This is a genomic window from Pseudomonas sp. OVF7, from assembly GCF_030644265.1.
GTDB lineage: Bacteria > Pseudomonadota > Gammaproteobacteria > Pseudomonadales > Pseudomonadaceae > Aquipseudomonas > Aquipseudomonas gorinensis.
The window spans coordinates 6,803,618-6,825,376 of the sequence record NZ_CP128996.1 but is presented as its reverse complement, the minus strand read 5'-3'; the positions used below and the strand labels follow the sequence as shown (position 1 = coordinate 6,825,376).

The following is a 21,759-nucleotide window of genomic DNA, read 5'->3' as shown; positions in this document are numbered from 1 at the left end:
CGTGAGGTGTTTATGAGCGCGACCCCCAATGGCGCGGCGACCCAACCGTTCGTCGCCCACTCGATACGCTTGACCCTGAACGGCCAGGCTCGCCAACTGGACGTGTTGCCCTGGACCACGCTGCTGGACCTGCTGCGCGAACAACTGGACCTGGTCGGCAGCAAAAAAGGCTGCGACCACGGCCAATGCGGCGCCTGCACGGTGTTGCGCGACGGCAAGCGCGTCAACGCCTGCCTGACCCTGGCCGTGATGTGCGACGGCGCCGAGCTGACCACCATCGAGGGCCTGGCCGACGGGGAGCAACTGCACCCGATGCAGCAAGCCTTTATCACCCACGATGCCTTCCAGTGCGGTTACTGCACCCCTGGCCAGATTTGTTCCGCAGTTGGCCTGGCCAATGAAGGCCGCGCCCACGACAGCGCGCAGATCCAGGAGCTGATGAGCGGCAACCTGTGCCGTTGCGGTGCCTATACCAACATCCGCGCAGCCATCGAAGGCGCACTGCCGGCCTGCCGTGCCCGGGGAGGTCAGCGATGAATCCCTTCCACTACAGCAAGCCGGCCGATGTGCATGAGGCGGTGCACCTGAGCAGCGCGGCGTCGCGCTTTATTGCCGGTGGTACCAACCTGCTCGACCTGATGAAAGAAAACATCAGCCGTCCCGAGCACCTGATCGATATCACCGGGCTGCCGCTGCACGCGGTTGAAGAAACGGCCGAGGGTGGCGTGCGGATCGGTGCGCTGGTCAGCAATGCCGACCTGGCCTGGCACCCCTTGATCGAGCAGCGCTACCCGCTGCTGTCCCAGGCCATCCTCGCCGGCGCTTCGCCGCAATTGCGCAATATGGCCAGCACCGGCGGCAACCTGTTGCAGCGCACCCGTTGCTACTACTTCTATGACGCCGCCGTGCCCTGCAATAAACGACTGCCCGGCAGCGGTTGCCCGGCGCGCACCGGGTTGAACCGCATCCATGCGATCCTCGGTGCCAGCGAGCAATGCGTGGCCACCCATCCGTCGGACATGTGCGTGGCCCTCGCCGCCCTGGCGGCGCGGGTGCATGTGCAAGGGCGTGGCGGCGCGCGCGTCATCGAGTTTGCCGACTTCCATCGCTTGCCCGGCGATACGCCGCAGCGCGACAACCTGCTGGCCGACGATGAACTGATTACCGCTATCGAGTTGCCCGCCGACCACCTGGCACGCCACAGCCACTACCTGAAAATTCGCGACCGCGCGTCGTACGCCTTTGCCCTGGTCTCCGTCGCTGCGGCCTTGGAACTGGACGGCGATCGTATCGTCGACGCCCGCCTGGCCCTGGGCGGCGTGGCCCATAAACCCTGGCGTGATCGCGCGGTGGAAACCGCGCTGATCGGCCAGGCGGTCAGCCGCGAAACCTTCAGCAACGCTGCCGACGCTTTGCTGCAAGACGCCGAGCCGCTGCAACACAACGGCTTCAAGATCAAACTGGCGCGCCGCGCAATCATTCGCGCACTGAGTGATGCCGCTGTCGCAGGAGAACGCCCATGACGGCTATCGGCAAACCCCTGGACCGTGTCGACGGTCTGCTCAAAGTCACCGGCCAGGCACGATATGCCGGTGAGTTTCCCGAGGACGGCCTGCTTCATGGCAGCGTGGTCTCCAGCACCATCGCCAAAGGGCGCGTCATCAAGATCGATGCGACCAAAGCCCTGGCGCTGCCGGGCGTGGTCAGGGTGCTCGATCACCTCAACCGGCCGACAATCGCCAGCTACGATGACGCCTTCGCCGATGCCGACGCGGCGGATGGCTCGCCGTTTCGCCCGCTGTACAACGACCGCGTGCTCTACAACGGCCAGCCCCTGGCCCTGGTGATCGCCGACAACCTGGAACTGGCGCGGCATGCCGGTTCCCTGGTCGAAATCGAGTACGAAACCGAACCCTTCGACACCGACCTGCTGGCCCGGCAGGAACACGCTTATCCTTCGCCGCAGACCCCGCCCGAGCCGCGCGGCAACTTTCAGGCCCAATGGAGCGCCGCCGCCGTCAGCCTCGACCTGCACTACAGCACTCCCATCGAACACCACAACCCCATGGAGCCCCACGCCAGTACCGTGCTGTATCAGCCGGATGGCACCCTGCATATCCATGACAAGACCCAGGGGCCGCAGAACTGCCAAGCCTATGTGCAAAAAGTGTTCGGCTTGGATAAAAGCCAGGTGCGCATCTTTGCCGCCTTCGTCGGCGGCGCTTTCGGCTCGGGCCTGCGCCCGCAATACCAATTGCCGTTGGCGGTGATGGCGTCCCTGGCGCTCAAGCGTTCGGTACGTGTCACCCTGACCCGGCAACAGATGTTCACCTTCGGTTACCGCCCGCGCACCTTGCAGCGTTTGCAGATGGGCGCCGCGGCCAACGGTCGCCTGCTGGCCCTGGGGCACACCGCGATTGGCCAGACCTCGCGCTTCGAGGACTTCAGCGAGCATGTGGTAATGGGATGGACGCCCCCTTCCTAACGGCATCTATGTGCCAAAGTTAAAGTGTTACCCACACTTAACGGAAGGGAGCGTCCTCATGAAGCTTACGACTGTTTCGGTTGACTTGGCAAAAGCCCTGTTTCAACTTCACGCGATCGACGAACAAGGAAAAACGGCGCTAAGGAAGCAGCTTAAACGTGAACAAGTTGTACCGTTTTTTGCCACGTTAGAGCCGTGCCTGGTGGGCATGGAGGCATGTGGCGGAGCCCACTACTGGGCAAGAAAACTGCAGGCACTTGGTCATACGGTCAAGTTAATGGCACCGAAATTTGTGAAGCCCTATGTGAAGTCGAACAAAAGCGATGTAGCTGACGCAGAAGCAATCTGTGAAGCCGTTACTCGGCCCAACATGCGCTTTGTGCCGATCAAGACGGTAGAGCAACAAGCTATTCTGGCCGTGCATCGCGCACGGCAGGGATTCGTAAAGGCCAGAACGGCACAAGCTAATTCGATTCGTGGACTTCTTGGAGAGTTTGGCGTGGTCTTGCCGCAGGGCATTCGGCATATTACCGAGCGTTTGCCGGGCATTTTGGAAGATCGTGACAACGCTCTTCCTCGATCTTTGCGCCAACTGATGCAGCGTTTGAGTGAGCATTTCAAAGAGCTGGATCGACAGGTCGTCGAGTTGGAACGGGAGATTCAACAATGGCATCGCAGCAATGAAGACAGTTGCCGCCTGGCAGAAATACCAGGAGTCGGCCCGCTCACTGCAACCGCGCTAGTGGCGTCAGTGGGTGATGCGAAGAATTTCACTAATGGTCGGCAAATGGCAGCATGGCTGGGGTTGGTGCCACGACAACATTCCAGCGGAGGAAAGCCCACGTTGTTGGGGATCAGTAAACGGGGCGATGGTTATTTACGCACTTTGCTGGTTCACGGCGCTCGGTCGGTGGTTCGAGTGGTGGAGAGTAAAACAGATCCTTCGGCGGATTGGCTGAAGGGGTTATTGGCTCGTCGGCACACCAACGTTGCAGTTGTTGCTCAGGCTAATAAAACTGTCCGGATAGCCTGGGCACTATTGGCCCATGGCAGCAAGTTCCGAGCCGACTACACCCCTGATGTAACAGGGGCGTAGCCGGCTCGGTGGAATCAAAAAGTGGTGCGTTAGAGGGAGTATTTCCAAGGTTGCTCAGGCGATCATGACGTGATGGCAAGACAGGTAGGACCGGGATCGGGTAACTCTGCTCCGCTCACAGCGCTTCGAGCGCGTTGTGGTGATAAGAGCCCGATCAGCGAATTCCATCAGGGACAGAGGCATAGCCTCACTTAAAGTCCGGATGTATGGCTGCAACCTTATCCCGTCTGTGTTTTCACGAATTGAGCGCTTGGCATACTGGGGGCGTCCATGTATGGAGTGGAGCGGCATGCTCTACCACTGCGACAACGTCCAACTGACCTACCAATTGGTGCCCCTGGACGTGTTCACCCCCTTGGACATGCGCGCACCGGGCGCTGCCCTCGGCGTGATCGGCCTGGAGTGCGCCATGGACGAACTCGCCTGCGCCTTAGGCATGGACCCGGTGCAACTGCGCTTGATCAATTACGCCGAGCGCAACCAGAACGAAGACAAACCCTGGTCGAGCAAAGCCCTGCGCGAGTGCTACCGCGACGGCGCCGAGCGCTTCGGCTGGCGCGAGCGCAACCCGGAACCGCGCAGCATGCGCGACGGCCGTCAATTGATCGGCTGGGGCATGGCCGGCGGGGTATGGGAAGCCATGCAGATGAAGGCCAGCGCCAAAGCGCGGATCGACGCCGATGGCAAGCTGACCGTGAGCAGTGCCACCACCGATATCGGCACCGGGACTTACACGGTGATGACCCAGATCGCGGCGCAGGCCAGCGGTGTGGCGGTGGAGGATGTGCGTTTTCTGCTCGGCGACTCTTCGTTACCCACCGCGCCATTGCAGGGCGGCTCGTTTACCGTCTCGTCCGTCGGCACCGCCGTGCAGCAGGCCTGCGAAGCGTTGACGAGCAAGTTGCTGAGCATTGCCCGGCAGACTTATCCGGTATTCAAGGAGGCCGAATCCGTACGCTTTGAAGACGGCCAGTTGCACACCGGTGACGTGAGTGTGACGTTGGCGCAGTTGGTCAAGGACAGCGGCGAAGACGCATTGGAGGTGCAGGTCGACAGCGAACCGGATAAAAAACGTGAGGGCTACGCTACCGCCACCCATTCAGCGGTGTTCGTTGAAGTGCGTGTGGATGAGGACCTGGGCACGATCAAGGTCAGCCGTGTCGTCAGCGCGATTGCCGCTGGGCGTGTGGTCAATCCGAAGATGGCGCGCAGCCAGATCCTCGGCGGGGTGGTATGGGGCATCGGCATGGCCCTGCATGAAGAGACCCAGGTCGACCATCAACTGGGGCGCGGCATGAACCACAGCCTGGCGGAGTACCACATCCCGGTGAATGCCGATATTGGCGAGATTGACGTGCTGTTTGTCGAAGAGCACGACGAGATCGTCAACGCCCTCGGGTCCAAGGGCGTGGGCGAGATTGGCATTGTCGGAGTGGCGGCGGCGGTGGCCAATGCGATTTATCACGCCACCGGCAAGCGGGTGCGGGAGTTTCCGATCACCCTGGATAAGGTGCTCTAACGCGGTTCTTTCAAACCCATGGCGATCCAGATGTGGCAGGGGGCTTGCCCCCGGCAGCCATGGGTATCTGCACGACTGTTCAGCCCCTGACAAATCTGCCACAACTGCCCTGTCTGTCGGGTGCTCAGTATTGAGCCAACGTTGTTTAGGTACCCATGCCCCCTCCCACATGGGTTATGCGGTAGTTTTTTGAGCGGGCTCCTCCACCGGCACATGCATACGGTCGCGATTGGCCAGGGTCGGGAACAGTTTGATCCACACCCCCGTCACCACCAACGTGCCGATACCGCCCATCACCACCGCCGGCACAGTGCCGAACCAGTGGGCGGTAATCCCGGATTCGAACTCGCCCAATTGATTCGAGGCGCCAATAAACAGGCCATTGACCGCACTGACCCGCCCGCGCATTTCATCCGGGGTTTCCAGTTGCACAAAGGAGGCGCGGATCACCATGCTGATCATGTCCGCCGCGCCCAGCACCACCAGCACGGCCAGGGAAAACCAGAACGAAGTGGAGAGGCCGAAGGCAATGGTCGCCACGCCGAACACCCCGACGGCGGTAAACATGACCCGGCCGACCTGCCGGTCCACCGCAAACCGTGCCAACCACAGCGACATCAGCAAGGCACCGACAGCGGGGGCCGAGCGTAGCAGGCCCAGGCCCCAGGCTCCGGTCAGCAGGATGTCCTTGGCGAACACCGGCAGCAACGCGGTGGCGCCGCCGAGCAGCACGGCGAACAGGTCGAGGGAAATCGCGCCGAGGATGTCCGGGCGGCTGCGGATAAAGCGGATGCCGGCGAGCAGCGAATCCAAGGTCGCCTTGCCTGTATTGAGCGGGGTCTGGCGGGCGGGCAGGTTGAGGGTCAAGACGCAGGCAATCAGGTACAGCACCACGGTCGGGCTATACACCCACACGCTGCCAAAGGCGTAGAGCAACCCACCGAGGGCCGGCGCGACGATAGTCGCCAGTTGCTGGGCCGATTGTGACGAAGCCACGGCGCGCGGGAACAGCGCGCTGGGCACGATGCTCGGCAGCAGCGCCTGGGTGGTGGGCATCTCGAAGGACCGCGCGGCACCCAGCACGAAGGCGAGGATAAAGATCATCTCGCGGGTTACGTTGCCAGTCAGGCCACCGATGGCCAGGGACAAGGCGATCAGCGCCTGCACGGTCTGGCAGATGGCCGCGACTTTACGCCGCTCATAGCGGTCGGCCACATGCCCGGTGTGCAGCATGAACAGCACGCGTGGGACGAATTCCACCAGGCCGACCAGGCCCAGGTCGAGTACGTTGCCGGTCAGTTGGTAGAGGTTCCAGCCGATGGCCACGGTAAGCATCTGGAAGCCGCTGGCGGTGAAGATCCGCGCCAGCCAGAACGCGATGAAAGGGCGGTGGTGACGTAACAGCAACGCGGGTTCACTGGGCATCGGAAATTCTGGTCAAGGCCGGAGGGAAGGGTGAGATTAGCATCAAGCTGTAACAATTAGTTGCGAGAAGAGGGCTGAGGCAAGCTGTCACGCGGCAAAAGACCACACAGGCCAATCGCGAAAATGGGACTACTCTTTTGACTGTGATTGATCCAGATCAAAGTCATTTCAGAATTTGTTCTGGCGGCCGCAAGGCCAGGATCCCTGCTTGGTTGGTTAAAAAAAGAAACGAATTGAAATTCGCCACACTCCATATCCGTGGGGGCAGTGGATGCGGCCTCCAGCCAGCATTCGGTATTACCTGACAGAGGAAGACTTATGTTCGGTTTGGAGGCGCTAGATCTCGCCCGAATTCAATTTGCGTTCACCATCTCGTTTCACATCCTGTTCCCGGCGATCACCATTGGCCTGGCCAGTTACCTTGCGGTGCTGGAAGGTCTGTGGCTCAAGACCCATAACGACACCTACCGTGACCTCTACCACTTCTGGTCGAAGATCTTTGCCGTCAACTTCGGCATGGGCGTGGTCTCCGGCTTGGTCATGGCCTACCAGTTCGGCACCAACTGGAGCCGCTTCTCGGACTTCGCCGGCTCCGTCACCGGGCCGCTGCTCACGTACGAAGTGCTCACGGCCTTCTTCCTCGAGGCCGGTTTCCTCGGCGTGATGCTGTTCGGCTGGAACAAGGTGGGGCGCAAGCTGCACTTCTTCGCCACGGTAATGGTGGCGGTCGGTACGTTGATCTCCACCTTCTGGATCCTGGCGTCCAACAGCTGGATGCAGACGCCCCAGGGCTTTGAAATCATCGACGGCCGCGTGATTCCCACCGACTGGCTGGCGGTGATCTTCAACCCGTCGTTCCCCTACCGCCTGATGCACATGGCCACGGCCGCGTTTGTCGCCACGGCCTTCTTCGTCGGCTCCTCGGCGGCCTGGCATTTGTTGCGTGGCAAGGACACCCCCGCGATCCGCACCATGTTGTCGATGGCGATGTGGATGGCCCTGATCGTGGCGCCTATCCAGGCGGTGATCGGTGACTTCCACGGCCTCAACACGCTCAAGCATCAGCCGGCGAAAATCGCCGCGATTGAAGGCCACTGGGAAAATATCGGCAATGAGCCGACGCCGTTGATCCTGTTTGGCTGGCCGGACATGAAAGCCGAAAAAACCAAATACGCGGTGGAAATTCCCTACCTGGGCAGCTTGATCCTGACCCACTCCCTGGACAAACAGGTGCCGGCGCTCAAGGAGTTTGCGCCTGAAGACCGCCCCAACTCGACCATTGTGTTCTGGTCGTTCCGGGTCATGGTCGGCCTGGGCTTGCTGATGATCTTCACCGGGCTGTTCAGCCTCTGGCTGCGCCGGGGCGGCAAGATGTACACCTCCAGGCCGTTCCTGTACCTGGCCCTGTGGATGGGCCCGTCCGGCCTGATCGCGATCCTCGCGGGCTGGTTCACCACCGAAATCGGTCGCCAGCCGTGGGTCGTCTACGGGTTGATGCGCACGGCGGATGCGTCCTCCGGGCATAGCCTGGCGCAGATGACCATCACCCTGGTGCTGTTCGTGGTGGTGTACTTCGCGCTGTTCGGCGCAGGCCTGGGCTACATGATGCGCCTGGTACGCAAAGGCCCTGTGACCCACGAAAGCACCGAGCCGACCCACGGTGGCCCTGGCCAGAAACGCACACCGGCCCGTCCATTGTCCGCCGCCGATGATGGCGGCGATGACGACCACGCCCACATCCAGCACAAGGGGAATTGAGATGGGTATTGATCTTCCACTGATCTGGGCCGTGATCATCATCTTCGGCATCATGATGTACGTGGTCATGGACGGCTTCGACCTGGGCATCGGCATCCTCTTCCCGTTTATTCCGGGCAAGACCGACCGTGACGTGATGATGAACACCGTCGCCCCGGTCTGGGACGGTAACGAAACCTGGCTGGTGCTGGGGGGCGCGGCGTTGTTCGGCGCCTTCCCGCTGGCCTACTCGGTGGTGCTGTCGGCCCTGTACCTGCCGTTGATGCTGATGCTGATCGGGCTGATCTTTCGCGGCGTGGCCTTCGAGTTTCGCTTCAAGGCCAAGGACCACAAGCGTCACCTGTGGGACAAGGCGTTTATCGGCGGCTCACTGGCGGCGACCTTCTTCCAGGGCGTGGCGCTGGGGGCGTTTATCGACGGCATCCCGGTGGTCAATCGCCAATTTGCCGGCGGCTCGCTGGATTGGCTCACGCCGTTCACGATGTTCTGCGGGGTGGCGCTGATCGTGGCCTATGCGTTGCTCGGCTGCACCTGGCTGATCATGAAAACCGAAGGCCCGTTGCAGGAGAAGATGCACAACCTGGCGCAGCCATTGGCCTTTGTGGTGCTGGCGGTGATTGGGATCGTCAGCCTGTGGACGCCGCTGGCGCACCCGGAAATCGCCTCGCGCTGGTTCACCCTGCCGAACCTGTTCTGGTTCCTGCCGGTACCGATCCTGGTGCTGGTGACCATGTACGGGTTGATCCGCGCCGTGGCGCGTAATGCGCACTACACGCCGTTCCTGCTGACGCTGGTGCTGATCTTCCTTGGCTACAGCGGCCTGGGGATCAGCCTGTGGCCCAATATCATCCCGCCCTCGGTATCGATCTGGGATGCGGCTGCACCGCCGCAAAGCCAGGGCTTCATGCTGGTGGGTACGCTGTTCATCATTCCGTTCATCCTGGGCTACACCTTCTGGAGCTACTACGTGTTCCGCGGCAAGGTCACCCACGAAGACGGCTATCACTAGGAGGGTCGTTCCATGTCTGGCAAACCTTCGTTGCACGAGATTGAACAGGCCGAGAAACAGCCGTTGTGGCGGCGCCTGGGGTGGTTGGCGATGATCTGGAGCTCCAGCGTGCTGGCCCTGTTCATCGTGGCCAGCCTGATGCGCATGTTCATGAGCGCCGCCGGCCTGACCACTCACTGACATCCCATCCCGTTGCCTTGCGGCACGGTTTTTTGACCCTGTTCCCTCTTTGGAGGGGCGGGGTCTTTTTTTATTTGCGCGCTTTGAGGATCACGAACTTCGGTGTGGCGGCGACTTGCTCGACGCCTCGGAACAGCCGCGCCAACTTGCTGTGATAGCCCAGATGGCGGTTGCCGACGATATAGAGGGCGCCGCCTGCCACCAAGGCCTCGCGCGCCTGTTGGAACATGCGCCAGGCGAGGAAGTCGCCGACCACCTGTTGCTGGTGGAACGGCGGGTTGCACAGCACCACGTCGAGGGACTCCGGCGCCTGGCCTGCCAGGCCGTCGCCGGCATGGACACTCACCGCGCGCGCGCCGAGGGCCGCTTGCCAATTCTCGGCGGCTGATTGCACGGCCATGTAGGACTCGTCCACCAAGGTGTACTGCGCCTGCGGGTTTTGCAGGGCGCTGGTAATCGCCAATACGCCGTTGCCGCATCCAAGGTCCGCGACGCGCGCGGCGCCCAGGCCCTTGGGCAAGTGGGGCAGGAACGCACGGGTGCCGATGTCCAGTCCTTCGCGGCAGAACACGTTGGCATGGTTGAGCAGCTCGATGGGCGGTGTTTCCAGGGTATAGCGTGTCGGGTAGGGCGACACCGCTGCCGGGCGGTCTGCCAATGTTGCGATCAGCAAACGTGCCTTTTTTACCGCGAGTGAAGCGTGCATCGGTCCGATATAGCGTTCCAGCAATTCACCGGCGGCCCGTGGCAGATGCTTGATCATCGCCCCCGCGACCACTTCGGCGCCCGGGGCCAGTTGGCCTTGCAGGCGAATCAGCTGTTCTTCCAGCAAGGCCAGGGTTTTCGGGACGCGTATCAGCACCCGGTCGAATGGCCCGATGGGCACCTGGCTGGCCGGGACAAAACTCACTGTGTCGAACGCCTTGCCGTTGCGCACCAGGTTTTTCTCCAGGCCCTGGGCGGCAAGAAACGAATCACCACTGGACGTCACCTGCACCCGGCCTTCGAGGCTGGCCGCCAGGGCGCCAAAACTGTCGTTGAGTACCAGCACGCGGGTCGTTGCGCCCGGCTGTTGCTCAGCCAAGTGACTGAGCAGGTACTCGTCGGCGGCGTCGAAGGCCTGCAGCGGATCATTGTGTTGCTCTGGCTGGCGGATCAGATCGAGCTGGGCGAATGGACTGTCGAGCAGGGGCATGGCAGGGGAGGCTCTGGGTAATCGATGGGTGTTCGGCAGGGGGCGTGAGGCGCGCTGGTCGAACCGTCTGAGTGAACTGCGAGGCGGCGCCTTGGCGGCGGCATCAACACTCAGAGTTGGTCGTAAATGTTACTTATTTTTTGCAAGGATTACATGCAGCGTTTCCGGGGCGGTTAAAACAGCCCGGCTTTTGATGCCCTCAGTACAGCGGCAATCTTGTTATTGACCCCCAGTTTCTTGAACGTACGGCTGATATGAAAACCCACCGTACGCTCCGACAGGCAGAGGATGCCGGCAATGTCGGCGGCGGTCTTGCCCAGGGCTGACCATCTGAGGACTTCCGTTTCCCGCTCGGTCAATTTGCAGGGCGGGGTAATGCTTGGGTTGTCGGCAAATTTTTGTGCGACAACCGCGTGCATCGCATGGCAGAGCCACAAGACATGGCCGGCCTTTTCATACAGTTCTTCCGGGCTGACTGCGCCCTCGCTGCGTCCCAGGGACAGCATGCTGAACACACCCTGGAAGTCGTGGACCGATTGGGTCCACCCCAGATGCACACCCTGTGACCGGGCCAGTTCCCACAGGCTTGGCACGGCGGTGAAGAGTTTTTCCTCCCTGACAATGGGTAATACGCAATGTTTGCAATGGTTGACGACCGGGTCTACTTCGAAGTAGTGGGCCTGGTCATACTGCAGGTTCCATTCATTCGGATAGTTGTTGAGATGAATCGGTTTGGTTGAGTTTGTCGGTAGTTGAGAACTCATGGTGAAGGAACAGAATTGGAAGCCGAGTTCAAGGGTTCTGTTGATAACCATTTCAAATACGCTGGTGATCTTGTCCTCGCCTTCCAGTTTGGGAATCCGTGTATTTCGCCAGTTAACCATTGGTAACTCTCCATAACGTGTCGGCGGCATGGGTACATCCTGAGCCCCAGTGCTGCACGCAAATGAGTGTAGGACATGATCTACATCAATGTCGGAAATTTCTTTCTTGGTAGGGAGAGGGGAAAGATAGTTTCAGCAGTAATATTAATTTGCCATCAAGCGTTCGATGGAGGTTGCCCCTTCCATTTCACGAGGGCAGTGCACTACCTGTAACACCCAACTAACAAATGGGCCGCGCTTCAATGTAATGGCGCGGTGTTGTGTTATAGCGAAATAATTAGACGAGCAATTAAAGTGCCATTAGCTTTGGTCCCCCAAGGGGCATTCAGGATGTCACTACCGACTGCAGGTGTTTCCGCGCGTGACTTTGAGGGACACTAGGGCACCTGTAGAACGGAGTTCCCCATGACGGCCAGTGCTGAGAAATTTACCCGCCAGACCTTGCTCGACGTGCAATCGCTGACCCCCAGCCTCTTCACCTTGCGGACCACCCGCGACCCCGGCTTTCGGTTTGTCGCCGGCCAGTTCGTGCGCCTGGGGGTCACCAAGGCGGATGGCAGCACCGTATGGCGCGCTTACTCTGTGGTGTCTTCACCGTTCGATGAGCACTTGGATTTTTTCTCGATTGTTGTGCCCGGCGGCGAGTTCACCAGCGAACTGAGTCGCCTGCGTGTGGGCGACACGCTGTTGGTCGAGCGCCAGGCTACGGGGTTCCTCACCCTGAACCGTTTCGTCGATGGCCGCGACCTTTGGCTGCTGGGCACTGGCACCGGGGTGGCGCCGTTCCTGTCGATCCTGCAGGACTTCGAGGTGTGGGAAAAATTCGAGCGCATCATCCTGGTGTACAGCGCGCGGGAAGCCAGGGAGCTGGCCTATCAGTCGCTTATCCAGGGCTTGGGCGAGCGCGAGTACCTGGCTGAATATGCGCACAAACTGACCTACCTGCCGCTCGTCACGCGTGAGCAGCATCCGGGCGCGTTGAATGGGCGTATCACCACCTTGATCGAGAATGGCGAGTTGGAGCGCGCGGCCGGCGTCGAGCTGAGCCCGGAGCATTCGCGCGTGATGATTTGCGGCAACCCCCAGATGATCGACGACACCCGCCAATTGCTCAAACAGCGCGACATGCAATTGAGCCTGTCCCGGCGCCCTGGCCAGGTGGCCGTGGAGAATTACTGGTAACAAAAAAGGCGCCCCTCGAGGCGCCTTTCTGCAAGTCGATGGGGTTACAGCGGCTTGTCGTTCTGTGCCTTGAGCAGATCACGGATCTCACCCAGCAACACTTCTTCCTTGGTTGGCGTCGGTGGCAGGCTCGGCGCCACGGCTTCTTCGCGCTTGAGGCGGTTGATGGCCTTCACACCCATGAAGATCGCAAACGCGACGATCACAAAGTCGATCACGCTCTGAATGAACTTGCCGTACGCCAGCACAACCGCGGGCACGTCACCCTGCGCGGCTTTGAGCGTTATCGCCAGGTCGCCGAAGTCTACGCCACCGATCAACAGACCAATGGGCGGCATCACCACGTCGCCTACGAACGAGGAAACAATTTTGCCGAAGGCGGCGCCGATGATGATACCGACGGCCATGTCGACCACATTACCTTTGACCGCGAAGGCCTTGAACTCACTGATCACGCCCATAGGTTATTCCTTGTTACAGATTAGAAGGGTGCTGCTCAGTGTAAGTCAGTCGTGGAGGGCTTGCCTGACACAACTGTTCACACTCTTGGTTTTTATCGACACATTAAAACGCAAATAGTTTGCAAAGTGCCACCAGTCGCGCGCGAAATACGCGCCATTTCAGTGGCTTACCACATTAATTTCTTAATCGCCCTAGTGGTGTTTTTCTATTTATCTTCTGACTCGCGGGTCACTAGCCTCTGGCAAGCACAACTGAATGTGCGCTAAAAAAACCAGAGGAAACCTCGATGAAGAACCCCATTAAGCGCGGCCCAGGCCTGGCGCGACATGCAGTGGTACTGGCGACCGCCAGCCTGCTTTCCCTTTCTGTGCAAGCCGCCAACCTGACCCGCGATAACGGCGCTGCCGTCGGCGACAACCAGAACTCGCAAACCGCGGGCGCCAATGGCCCAGTGCTGCTGCAAGACGTGCAATTGATCCAGAAGCTGCAGCGTTTCGATCGAGAGCGCATCCCCGAGCGCGTGGTGCATGCCCGTGGCACTGGTGCCCACGGCACGTTTACCGTCACCGACACCCTCAGCGACCTGACCAAGGCCAAGGTCTTTGCGGCAGGCGAAGCCACCCCGGTGTTCGTGCGCTTCTCGGCCGTGGTGCACGGCAACCACTCCCCGGAAACCTTGCGTGACCCGCGCGGTTTCGCCACCAAGTTCTACACCGCTGATGGCAACTGGGACCTGGTGGGCAACAACTTCCCGACGTTCTTTATCCGCGACGCCATCAAGTTCCCCGACATGGTCCACGCCTTCAAGCCGGACCCACGCACTAACCTGGACGATGACTCCCGTCGTTTCGACTTCTTCTCCCATGTTCCCGAGGCCACTCGTACACTCACCGAGTTGTATTCCGACTCCGGTACCCCGGCAAGTTATCGGGAAATGGATGGCAATGGCGTACATGCCTACAAGTTGATTAACGCCAAGGGCGAAGTGCACTACGTCAAGTTCCACTGGAAGAGCCTGCAGGGCATTAAGAACCTCGATCCCAAGCAAGTTACCGAGGTGCAGGGACGTGACTACAGTCATATGACCAATGACTTGGTTACCCACATCAATAAGGGCGATTTCCCCAAGTGGGACCTGTATGTGCAGGTACTCAAGCCGGAAGAGTTGGCCAAGTTTGATTTCGACCCACTGGACGCCACCAAGATCTGGCCGAATGTGCCCGAGCGTAAAGTCGGGCAGATGGTACTGAACCGCAACCCGGCGAATGTCTTCCAGGAAACCGAGCAAGTCGCCATGGCCCCGGCCAACCTGGTACCGGGTATCGAACCGTCGGAAGACCGCCTGCTGCAAGGCCGGGTGTTCTCGTATGCGGACACGCAAATGTATCGCCTGGGCGCTAATGCGCTGCAATTGCCGATCAACGCCCCACGGGTCACCGTCAACAACGGGAACCAGGACGGCGCGCTGAACTTCGGCAAAACCACCAGCGGCGTGAACTACCAGCCAAGCCGCCTGGAAAACCGTGAAGAGCCGCAAACCGCGCGCTACAGCCAGACGGCACTGTCGGGCAGCACCCAGCAGGCGAAGATCCAGCGTGAGCAGAACTTCAAACAAGCGGGTGACCTGTATCGCTCCTACAGCAAGAAAGAGCGTCAGGACTTGATCGACAACTTCGGCGGCTCCCTGGCCACTACCGATGACGAGAGCAAGCACATCATCCTGTCGTTCCTCTACAAAGCCGACCCGGAATACGGTACCGGCGTGGCCAAGGTCGCCAAGGGTGACCTGGCTCGCGTGAAGGCGCTGGCCGAAAAACTCACCGACTGACGTTGGTTTCGGTCGACGTCCTTGTGGGCGTCGACCTCTGGCAGGAGAGAACCCATGCGTGTTTCTATCGGCTTACTGATGGCCATGCTGGCCTTTTTCGCCCATGCCGAGTCCCCCGACCCGGTCGCGCTCAAGGCACAGCTTCAGGATTACTACTTCGACGCCGCTCGCCGTGGCGACCTCGACATGCTCAACACCTTTATCGACGCCGGTTTCCCCCTCAACACCCAGGACGACAAGGGCTACACCGCGCTGATCCTCGCCGCCTACCACGGCGAGAGCGCCTACGTGGAGCGCTTGCTCGCCGCCGGCGCCGACGCCTGTGTGCAGGACAAGCGCGGCAACACCGCGTTGATGGGGCGATCTTCAAGGGGGAACTGAAAATCGCCCAGCGCCTGCTGGCCACCGACTGCAACCCCGACCAACGTAACGGCGCCGGGCAGACGGCAGCCATGTACGCCGGCCTGTTCAAACGGATCGAGTTGCTCGACGCACTCAAAGCCAAGGGCGCCGATCTCAACGCCGAAGACCCGGTCGGCAACAGTGCTTCACGGTTGGCCAGCGGTGAAATCCGGACCCCGGCGTCGCGCTGAGCTATCATCGCGGTTTTTCGGTTGGAGGTTCTCGAATGGCAAAGGCCAAGCGCATGTACGGCTGCACGGAGTGCGGCGCGACCTTTCCCAAGTGGGCCGGCCAATGCACCGAGTGCGGTGCGTGGAATACCCTCACGGAAACCATGATCGAAAGTGGCGGCGCCTCGGCCCCTACCGGCCGCGCCGGCTGGACCGGGCAACAGGCGCAGATCAAGACCCTGGCTGAAGTCAGTGTCGAAGAGATTCCGCGCTTCTCCACCGCGTCCGGCGAGCTGGACCGTGTGCTCGGCGGCGGCCTGGTGGATGGTTCGGTGGTGCTGATCGGCGGCGACCCGGGCATCGGCAAGTCGACGATCCTGCTGCAAACCCTGTGCAGCATCGCCAGCCGCATGCCGGCGCTGTACGTCACGGGTGAAGAATCCCAGCAGCAAGTGGCCATGCGCGCCCGTCGCTTGGGTCTGCCCCAGGATCAACTGCGGGTCATGACGGAAACCTGCATCGAAAGCATCATCGCCACGGCCCGCATCGAAAAACCCAAGGTCATGGTGATCGACTCGATCCAGACGATTTTCACCGAACAACTGCAATCGGCGCCGGGTGGCGTGTCCCAGGTGCGCGAAAGTGCGGCGCTGCTGGTGCGTTATGCCAAGCAGAGTGGCACGGCGATCTTCCTGGTTGGCCACGTGACCAAGGAAGGTGCATTGGCCGGGCCACGCGTGCTGGAGCATATGGTCGACACCGTGCTGTATTTCGAAGGCGAATCCGATGGCCGCCTGCGTTTGCTGCGCGCGGTGAAGAACCGCTTTGGCGCGGTGAACGAGCTGGGTGTGTTCGCCATGACCGACCGGGGGCTGAAAGAAGTCTCCAATCCATCGGCGATTTTTCTCACCCGTGCCCAGGAAGAAGTCCCCGGCAGTGTGGTGATGGCGACGTGGGAAGGCACTCGGCCGATGCTGGTGGAAGTCCAGGCGCTGGTGGATGACAGCCATTTGGCCAACCCGCGTCGAGTCACCCTGGGCCTGGATCAGAACCGCCTGGCGATGTTGCTGGCGGTATTGCACCGCCATGGTGGCATTCCGACCCATGACCAGGACGTGTTCCTCAACGTGGTGGGCGGGGTCAAGGTGCTGGAAACCGCATCCGACCTGGCGTTGATGGCGGCGGTGATGTCCAGCCTGCGCAACCGGCCGCTGCCCCATGACTTGCTGGTGTTTGGCGAAGTCGGCCTGTCGGGCGAAGTGCGCCCGGTGCCCAGTGGCCAGGAGCGCCTCAAGGAAGCCGCCAAGCACGGCTTCAAACGCGCGATTGTGCCGAAGGGCAATGCGCCAAAGGAAGCGCCGCCAGGGTTGCAGGTGATCGGGGTAACGCGCCTGGAACAGGCATTGGATGCACTTTTCGAATAACTCAGGGATGGACGCCATGCGACGATCGAATCGCTGGGGCGCGCTCGCCCTGTTTATCGCTTTGGCCGGCTCGTCCGCCATGGCGTGGGCTGAGCTGCCAGCCGGTTATCGGCTGGCGCAGAAGCTGGTGACACCCGACGGCAGTGTGCTGCAGGTGCTGGAAGACCAGCGCATCAGCGCCCAACTGCACAGCGACAGTTGGGGCAATGGGTTGGATGAAGACTCGTTCGACGAGCCTGGCGATTTGGTCGACAGCCCGCTGCGCGAAGCCCAGGTGCGGTTGGTATCAGCCTCTGGCGAGGTGATAGCTCACGAAAACCTCGGCTACCCGTTGGCCCAGGTCGAGAAAGCCCCGCTCAAAGGGCTGCCCGAACCTGTGTATTTTTTGACCATCGATCAGACCGCCCCCATGGGCAGTTACAGCGGGCCTGCCACGCAACTGTTGCTGCCTGACAAACAGCAACTCAAACCGCTGAGTTACCAGGGCACCGACGGCAAAGCCCAGGCGTTGACCCTGGCACAGACGGGCAAGGCTGCGTGGATGATAGCGACGCCAGCCAGTGGCGGCGCGGATGAGCTGCTGCAGGTGTCGTCCTTCATGGATGGCGACGGTGAGGATGACTTTGCCACGCGTTATCAGACTTATCGGTTTGTTGACGGACAGTGGCACGGCGCCTCAAGTCAGAAAAAGGGCTACTGGGACATGGAAAGCGCATTTCCCGCACGTACGGCGTTTCCCTGAGCCATCACACTTCCAGCAACGCGCCCAGCTCCCGCTCAAGTTCTTCCTGGTCGCCCAGGTTCAGCTCGATCAGCCGCCGCAAGTGTTTGATCGAGTCCAGGTCGATGTTTGTGCACACAAATCCCAGTTGGCCATTTGCTTCGTGGGTCAGTTCTACTTGCATCTTTATATGAGCCTCGGGATCCAGGCGTATGTCGACGGTGAACGGCAGCTTTATATTTCCCTTCCAATCTTCAGGCCGTTGCGCCAACAGGCCCTTTAGCGACAAATCCACCAATTGCACCGGCCATTCATGGCCGTTTTGCTGAAGTTTGGTCTTGGCATCAAAGGCGATCCGGCGAAAACGGCGGCGATCAGACGCTTGCTCGGTCATGGTGAAACCCTCTGTGGATAGAAGGATTGTAGCCGTACGCCATCACTGGGCTGTTTTTTCTGCTTTTTTGCCTTGGGAAGGCTCTAGACCAACGTAGGGGGGTGGCCTTTAAGGCCAGTAGCGCTAAACTCCGGGTGGCTGTCCTTTCTGTCCACCCTGGCTGGAATATAAAAATGAAAAATAATAATAGCCTGCTACGCCACTTACCCTGGCTGGTGCTGGCAATCGTAGGAGCGTGCGCCCTGGGCGTAGTGGCCTTGCGCCGCGGCGAGGCGATAAACGCCTTGTGGATCGTGGTCGCCGCTGTGGCCATTTATCTGGTTGCTTACCGTTACTACAGTCTGTTCATCGCTAACAATGTGATGCAGCTCGATCCTCGGCGGGCCACCCCCGCAGTGGTCAACAACGACGGTCTGGACTATGTGCCGACCAACAAACACATCCTTTTCGGTCACCACTTTGCGGCGATTGCCGGTGCAGGCCCGTTGGTCGGTCCGGTATTGGCGGCGCAAATGGGCTACCTGCCTGGCACCTTGTGGCTGATTGCCGGTGTGGTGCTGGCCGGTGCGGTGCAGGACTTCATGGTCCTGTTCCTGTCCACCCGTCGCAACGGCCGTTCCCTGGGAGATATGGTTCGCGAAGAGATGGGCCGCATTCCCGGGACCATCGCGCTGTTCGGCTGCTTCCTGATCATGATCATCATCCTCGCGGTGCTGGCGCTGATCGTGGTCAAGGCCCTGGCCGAGAGCCCGTGGGGTATCTTCACGGTGATGGCGACCATCCCGATCGCGATGTTCATGGGCATCTACATGCGCTACATCCGCCCGGGCCGCATCGGTGAAATTTCGATCCTCGGCGTGTTGCTGCTGCTGGGGTCGATCTGGCTGGGCGGGCAGATTGCCGCTGACCCGGTCTGGGCCAAGGCCTTCACCTTCACCGGGATCCAGATCACCTGGATGCTGATCGGCTACGGTTTCGTCGCCGCGGTACTGCCGGTGTGGCTGATCCTGGCGCCACGTGACTACCTCTCCACCTTCCTGAAAATCGGCACCATCATCGCCCTGGCGATCGGCATTCTGGTGACCATGCCCGACCTGAAAATGCCCGCGCTGACCCAGTTCATCGATGGCACCGGCCCGGTATGGAAGGGCGGCCTGTTCCCGTTCCTGTTCATCACCATTGCCTGCGGTGCGGTTTCCGGCTTCCATGCGCTGATCTCCTCGGGCACTACGCCCAAGCTGCTTGCCAGTGAAAGCCACGCCCGCTACATCGGTTATGGCGGCATGTTGATGGAGTCGTTCGTGGCCATCATGGCGATGGTTGCCGCTTCGGTGATCGAGCCTGGCGTGTATTTCGCCATGAACAGCCCGGCGGCGATTGTCGGCACCGACGTGGTCACCGTGGCGCAAACCGTCAGCAGTTGGGGCTTTGCAATTACCCCCGAGGCGTTGTCGGCCGTCGCCCATGACATCGGTGAAACCACCATCCTGGCCCGTGCCGGTGGTGCGCCGACTCTCGCGGTGGGGATCGCACAGATCCTGCACAGTGTGCTGCCAGGTGAAAACACCATGGCGTTCTGGTACCACTTTGCGATCCTGTTCGAAGCGCTGTTCATCCTGACTGCTGTCGACGCCGGTACCCGTGCCGGGCGCTTCATGCTGCAAGACTTGCTGGGCTCCTTCGTACCGGCGCTCAAACGCACCGAATCGTGGACCGCCAACCTGATCGCGACTGCCGGTTGCGTGGCCATGTGGGGCTACCTGCTGTACCAAGGCGTGATCGACCCACTGGGCGGGATCAACACCTTGTGGCCGCTGTTTGGTATCTCCAACCAGATGCTGGCGGGTATCGCGCTGATGCTGGCGACCGTTGTGCTGATCAAAATGAAACGCCAACGCTACATCTGGGTGACCATGCTGCCGGCTGTCTGGCTGCTGATCTGCACCACCACCGCAGGCTTCATCAAGCTGTTCGACGCCAACCCGGCGATCGGCTTCCTGTCGCTGGCGAAGAAATACAGCGATGCCCTGGCCAACGGCCAGATCCTGGCCCCGGCCAAGAGCATCGACCAGATGCAACACGTGATCTGGAACGCCTACACCAACGCAACGCTGACGGCGCTGTTCCTGTTCGTGGTGTTCAGCATCCTGTTCTATGCGCTCAAGGTCGGTGTCGCCGCCTGGGGCAACAAAGAACGTACGGATAAAGAAGCCCCGTTCCAGGCTGTACCGGACGCTTGATCGAGGATTGCAGCCATGTTCAATGACATCAGTCGCCTCGGTAAATACCTCGGTCAGGCCGCGCGCCTGATGGTCGGCATGCCCGACTACGACACCTACGTCGAGCATATGCAAACCAAACACCCGGACAAACCGATGATGGACTACAAGGCGTTCTTCCGAGAGCGCCAGGAAGCCCGTTACGGTGGCAAGGGTGGGCCCAAGTGCTGTTGATTTAACGTAACTCTCCTGTGGGAGGGGGCTTGCCCCCGATAGTGGTGCGTCAGTGACAGATAAGTGCCTGACACACTGCTATCGGGGGCGAGCCCCCTCCCACATTTGTTTCAGTGTTCCTTCAAGGAGAATTTTTTGTCCTCTCCCATTCCAGTGACCGTCCTCAGCGGCTTCCTCGGCGCCGGCAAGACCACCTTGCTGCGCCACCTGCTCAAGGCCGAGCACGGCTTGAAAATCGCCGTGATCGAAAATGAATTCAGCGATGCCGGTATCGATACCCAGCTGTTGGGCGAAGAACCGGTGCAAGTCATGACCCTGTCCAACGGCTGCGTGTGCTGCACTATCCACACCGACCTGACCAAGGCCCTCTACCTGCTGCTCGAACGCCTGGACAGCGGCGAGATCGCCTTCGACCGCCTGGTGATCGAGTGCACCGGCCTCGCCGACCCTGCGCCGGTGGCCCAAACCTTTTTCATCGATGAGGAACTGCGCGAGCGCTACATCCTTGACGGCATCATCACCCTCGTGGACGCGGCCCACGCCGAGCACCACCTGACCCAGACCATCGCCCAGGCGCAGATCGGTTTCGCCGACCGCCTGCTGGTGAGCAAGCGTGACCTGGTGGACGACGCCACCTTCGAGGCTCTCAGTGAGCGCCTCACACGCATCAACCGCCGCGCGCCGATCCGTGTGGTCGAGCACGGCAAGATTGAGTTAGCCGAACTGCTCGATGTGCGCGGCTTCAACCTTAACGCCGGCATGAGCTTGCGCCCGGTGAGCAAGGCGCCGTCCAGCGACCGTATTTCCAGCCTGGTACTGCGTACTGACCAGCCGCTGGATATCGACCGCCTCAGTGAGTTCATGAACGAACTGCTGGAAGACCATGGCAAGCAACTGCTGCGCTACAAGGGCGTGCTCAACATCGCCGGGGAGGATCGGCGCATGGTGTTCCAGGGCGTGCTCAAGCTCTACGGGTTCGATTGGGACACCGAATGGGCCGAGGGTGAGGCGCGGGAGAGTGTGATTGTGTTTATTGCCGATGAGTTGCCGGAAGACAAAATCCGCGAAGGCTTTAAGCGGGTTTACCAGGCGTAAAAAGCCCGCTTGTAGGAGCGAGCTTGCTCGCGAAGAACTCATAGGCACCGCGTGTATCCAGGATGCACGCGTTATCG

General features: G+C 60.6%; 18 protein-coding genes and 3 pseudogenes. 16 read left to right on the top strand and 5 right to left on the bottom strand.

From position 1 onward, the window contains the following. Nucleotides 1-12 precede the first annotated feature (12 nt). The 5 genes and pseudogenes from QU606_RS31060 to QU606_RS31040 all read left to right on the top strand — a co-directional run. Nucleotides 13-537 (top strand): (2Fe-2S)-binding protein, encoded by a 525-nt coding sequence (locus QU606_RS31060; protein WP_304997971.1) that lies wholly within the window; start codon nt 13-15, stop codon nt 535-537. Further along, nucleotides 534-1,523 carry a xanthine dehydrogenase family protein subunit M gene (locus tag QU606_RS31055; protein ID WP_069077067.1) on the top strand — a complete coding sequence of 330 codons (990 nt, stop codon included), beginning with the start codon at nt 534-536 and terminating at the stop codon, nt 1,521-1,523. The genes QU606_RS31060 and QU606_RS31055 overlap by 4 nt, the downstream gene beginning before the upstream one ends. Then, nucleotides 1,520-2,461, top strand: a pseudogene (locus tag QU606_RS31050) (xanthine dehydrogenase family protein molybdopterin-binding subunit); the annotation flags it as partial. The gene QU606_RS31055 and the pseudogene QU606_RS31050, both read left to right, overlap by 4 nt. Nucleotides 2,462-2,543: 82 nt before the next feature. Then, nucleotides 2,544-3,581: an IS110 family transposase gene (locus QU606_RS31045; RefSeq protein ID WP_168233670.1), complete on the top strand. Its 1,038-nt coding sequence runs from the start codon at nt 2,544-2,546 to the stop codon at nt 3,579-3,581. A gap of 274 nt (nt 3,582-3,855) precedes the next feature. Beyond that, nucleotides 3,856-5,100, top strand: a pseudogene (locus QU606_RS31040) (xanthine dehydrogenase family protein molybdopterin-binding subunit); the annotation flags it as partial. A 174-nt stretch (nt 5,101-5,274) separates the two neighbouring features. On the opposite strand, the gene QU606_RS31035 reads toward QU606_RS31040, so the two are convergent. Then, entirely contained in the window at nt 5,275-6,525 is a 1,251-nt protein-coding gene (locus QU606_RS31035; protein WP_304997970.1) for an MFS transporter, read from the bottom strand. Nucleotides 6,526-6,843: 318 nt separating this feature from the next. On the opposite strand from QU606_RS31035, the gene QU606_RS31030 reads away from it, so the two are divergent. Genes QU606_RS31030 through QU606_RS31020 form a run of 3 tightly spaced genes read left to right on the top strand, consistent with a single transcriptional unit; the run spans nt 6,844 to nt 9,472 of the window. Further along, on the top strand, nt 6,844-8,283 hold the full coding sequence (locus tag QU606_RS31030) for a cytochrome ubiquinol oxidase subunit I (RefSeq protein WP_024077510.1): 1,440 nt from the start codon (nt 6,844-6,846) through the stop codon (nt 8,281-8,283). Between the two features lies 1 nt (nt 8,284). Next, nucleotides 8,285-9,292: a cytochrome d ubiquinol oxidase subunit II gene (cydB, locus tag QU606_RS31025; RefSeq protein WP_024077509.1), complete on the top strand. Its 1,008-nt coding sequence runs from the start codon at nt 8,285-8,287 to the stop codon at nt 9,290-9,292. A 12-nt stretch (nt 9,293-9,304) separates the two neighbouring features. Next, the gene (locus QU606_RS31020; RefSeq protein WP_304997969.1) at nt 9,305-9,472 is read left to right on the top strand and encodes a DUF2474 domain-containing protein; all 168 of its coding nucleotides are present in this window, start codon (nt 9,305-9,307) and stop codon (nt 9,470-9,472) included. Nucleotides 9,473-9,542: 70 nt separating this feature from the next. Here QU606_RS31020 and QU606_RS31015 read toward each other — a convergent pair whose 3' ends face one another. Further along, nucleotides 9,543-10,667 carry a methyltransferase gene (locus tag QU606_RS31015; protein ID WP_304997968.1) on the bottom strand — a complete coding sequence of 375 codons (1,125 nt, stop codon included), beginning with the start codon at nt 10,665-10,667 and terminating at the stop codon, nt 9,543-9,545. 173 nt (nt 10,668-10,840) lie between these two features. Further along, nucleotides 10,841-11,551, bottom strand: coding sequence for a LuxR family transcriptional regulator (locus QU606_RS31010; protein WP_024077506.1), 711 nt, complete (start codon nt 11,549-11,551; stop codon nt 10,841-10,843). 405 nt (nt 11,552-11,956) lie between these two features. On the opposite strand from QU606_RS31010, the gene QU606_RS31005 reads away from it, so the two are divergent. Continuing rightward, nucleotides 11,957-12,733, top strand: coding sequence for a ferredoxin--NADP reductase (locus QU606_RS31005; protein ID WP_024077505.1), 777 nt, complete (start codon nt 11,957-11,959; stop codon nt 12,731-12,733). Between the two features lie 44 nt (nt 12,734-12,777). Here the strand turns inward: QU606_RS31005 and mscL are convergent, their stop codons facing one another. Beyond that, a complete protein-coding gene (gene mscL / locus QU606_RS31000; RefSeq protein WP_017737414.1) occupies nt 12,778-13,194 on the bottom strand; it encodes a large-conductance mechanosensitive channel protein MscL in 417 nt (138 codons plus the stop codon). 287 nt (nt 13,195-13,481) lie between these two features. On the opposite strand from mscL, the gene katB reads away from it, so the two are divergent. The 4 genes and pseudogenes from katB to QU606_RS30980 all read left to right on the top strand — a co-directional run bounded on the left by katB (nt 13,482) and on the right by QU606_RS30980 (nt 17,761). Continuing rightward, a complete protein-coding gene (gene katB / locus QU606_RS30995; protein WP_024077504.1) occupies nt 13,482-15,023 on the top strand; it encodes a catalase KatB in 1,542 nt (513 codons plus the stop codon). A 54-nt stretch (nt 15,024-15,077) separates the two neighbouring features. After that, nucleotides 15,078-15,616 (top strand): annotated as a pseudogene (locus QU606_RS30990) (ankyrin repeat domain-containing protein). Nucleotides 15,617-15,651: 35 nt separating this feature from the next. After that, nucleotides 15,652-17,019 carry a DNA repair protein RadA gene (gene radA / locus QU606_RS30985; protein ID WP_069077072.1) on the top strand — a complete coding sequence of 456 codons (1,368 nt, stop codon included), beginning with the start codon at nt 15,652-15,654 and terminating at the stop codon, nt 17,017-17,019. Between the two features lie 16 nt (nt 17,020-17,035). Further along, complete coding sequence (locus tag QU606_RS30980) at nt 17,036-17,761, top strand: hypothetical protein (RefSeq protein WP_304997967.1); 726 nt, start codon at nt 17,036-17,038, stop codon at nt 17,759-17,761. A 4-nt stretch (nt 17,762-17,765) separates the two neighbouring features. On the opposite strand, the gene QU606_RS30975 is transcribed toward QU606_RS30980, so the two are convergent. Then, nucleotides 17,766-18,134 (bottom strand): PilZ domain-containing protein, encoded by a 369-nt coding sequence (locus QU606_RS30975; protein WP_150295803.1) that lies wholly within the window; start codon nt 18,132-18,134, stop codon nt 17,766-17,768. 173 nt (nt 18,135-18,307) lie between these two features. Between QU606_RS30975 and QU606_RS30970 the strand changes: the two genes are divergently transcribed. The 3 genes from QU606_RS30970 (at nt 18,308) to yjiA (ending at nt 21,682) form a co-directional block, all read left to right on the top strand. Then, nucleotides 18,308-20,374 carry a carbon starvation CstA family protein gene (locus QU606_RS30970; protein WP_024077499.1) on the top strand — a complete coding sequence of 689 codons (2,067 nt, stop codon included), beginning with the start codon at nt 18,308-18,310 and terminating at the stop codon, nt 20,372-20,374. A 15-nt stretch (nt 20,375-20,389) separates the two neighbouring features. Continuing rightward, complete coding sequence (locus tag QU606_RS30965) at nt 20,390-20,587, top strand: YbdD/YjiX family protein (RefSeq protein WP_003176208.1); 198 nt, start codon at nt 20,390-20,392, stop codon at nt 20,585-20,587. 135 nt (nt 20,588-20,722) lie between these two features. Beyond that, nucleotides 20,723-21,682 (top strand): GTPase, encoded by a 960-nt coding sequence (gene yjiA, locus QU606_RS30960; protein ID WP_024077498.1) that lies wholly within the window; start codon nt 20,723-20,725, stop codon nt 21,680-21,682. Nucleotides 21,683-21,759: the final 77 nt, after the last annotated feature.

What these genes read in the sequence shown, in the direction of transcription:
- QU606_RS31060 (WP_304997971.1), top strand. Translation starts at nt 13, where the DNA reads ATGAGCGCGACCCCCAATGGCGCGGCGACCCAACCGTTCGTCGCCCAC.
- QU606_RS31055 (WP_069077067.1), top strand. Translation starts at nt 534, where the DNA reads ATGAATCCCTTCCACTACAGCAAGCCGGCCGATGTGCATGAGGCGGTG.
- QU606_RS31045 (WP_168233670.1), top strand. Translation starts at nt 2,544, where the DNA reads ATGAAGCTTACGACTGTTTCGGTTGACTTGGCAAAAGCCCTGTTTCAA.
- QU606_RS31035 (WP_304997970.1), bottom strand. Translation starts at nt 6,525, where the DNA reads ATGCCCAGTGAACCCGCGTTGCTGTTACGTCACCACCGCCCTTTCATC.
- QU606_RS31030 (WP_024077510.1), top strand. Translation starts at nt 6,844, where the DNA reads ATGTTCGGTTTGGAGGCGCTAGATCTCGCCCGAATTCAATTTGCGTTC.
- cydB (WP_024077509.1), top strand. Translation starts at nt 8,285, where the DNA reads ATGGGTATTGATCTTCCACTGATCTGGGCCGTGATCATCATCTTCGGC.
- QU606_RS31020 (WP_304997969.1), top strand. Translation starts at nt 9,305, where the DNA reads ATGTCTGGCAAACCTTCGTTGCACGAGATTGAACAGGCCGAGAAACAG.
- QU606_RS31015 (WP_304997968.1), bottom strand. Translation starts at nt 10,667, where the DNA reads ATGCCCCTGCTCGACAGTCCATTCGCCCAGCTCGATCTGATCCGCCAG.
- QU606_RS31010 (WP_024077506.1), bottom strand. Translation starts at nt 11,551, where the DNA reads ATGGTTAACTGGCGAAATACACGGATTCCCAAACTGGAAGGCGAGGAC.
- QU606_RS31005 (WP_024077505.1), top strand. Translation starts at nt 11,957, where the DNA reads ATGACGGCCAGTGCTGAGAAATTTACCCGCCAGACCTTGCTCGACGTG.
- mscL (WP_017737414.1), bottom strand. Translation starts at nt 13,194, where the DNA reads ATGGGCGTGATCAGTGAGTTCAAGGCCTTCGCGGTCAAAGGTAATGTG.
- katB (WP_024077504.1), top strand. Translation starts at nt 13,482, where the DNA reads ATGAAGAACCCCATTAAGCGCGGCCCAGGCCTGGCGCGACATGCAGTG.
- radA (WP_069077072.1), top strand. Translation starts at nt 15,652, where the DNA reads ATGGCAAAGGCCAAGCGCATGTACGGCTGCACGGAGTGCGGCGCGACC.
- QU606_RS30980 (WP_304997967.1), top strand. Translation starts at nt 17,036, where the DNA reads ATGCGACGATCGAATCGCTGGGGCGCGCTCGCCCTGTTTATCGCTTTG.
- QU606_RS30975 (WP_150295803.1), bottom strand. Translation starts at nt 18,134, where the DNA reads ATGACCGAGCAAGCGTCTGATCGCCGCCGTTTTCGCCGGATCGCCTTT.
- QU606_RS30970 (WP_024077499.1), top strand. Translation starts at nt 18,308, where the DNA reads ATGAAAAATAATAATAGCCTGCTACGCCACTTACCCTGGCTGGTGCTG.
- QU606_RS30965 (WP_003176208.1), top strand. Translation starts at nt 20,390, where the DNA reads ATGTTCAATGACATCAGTCGCCTCGGTAAATACCTCGGTCAGGCCGCG.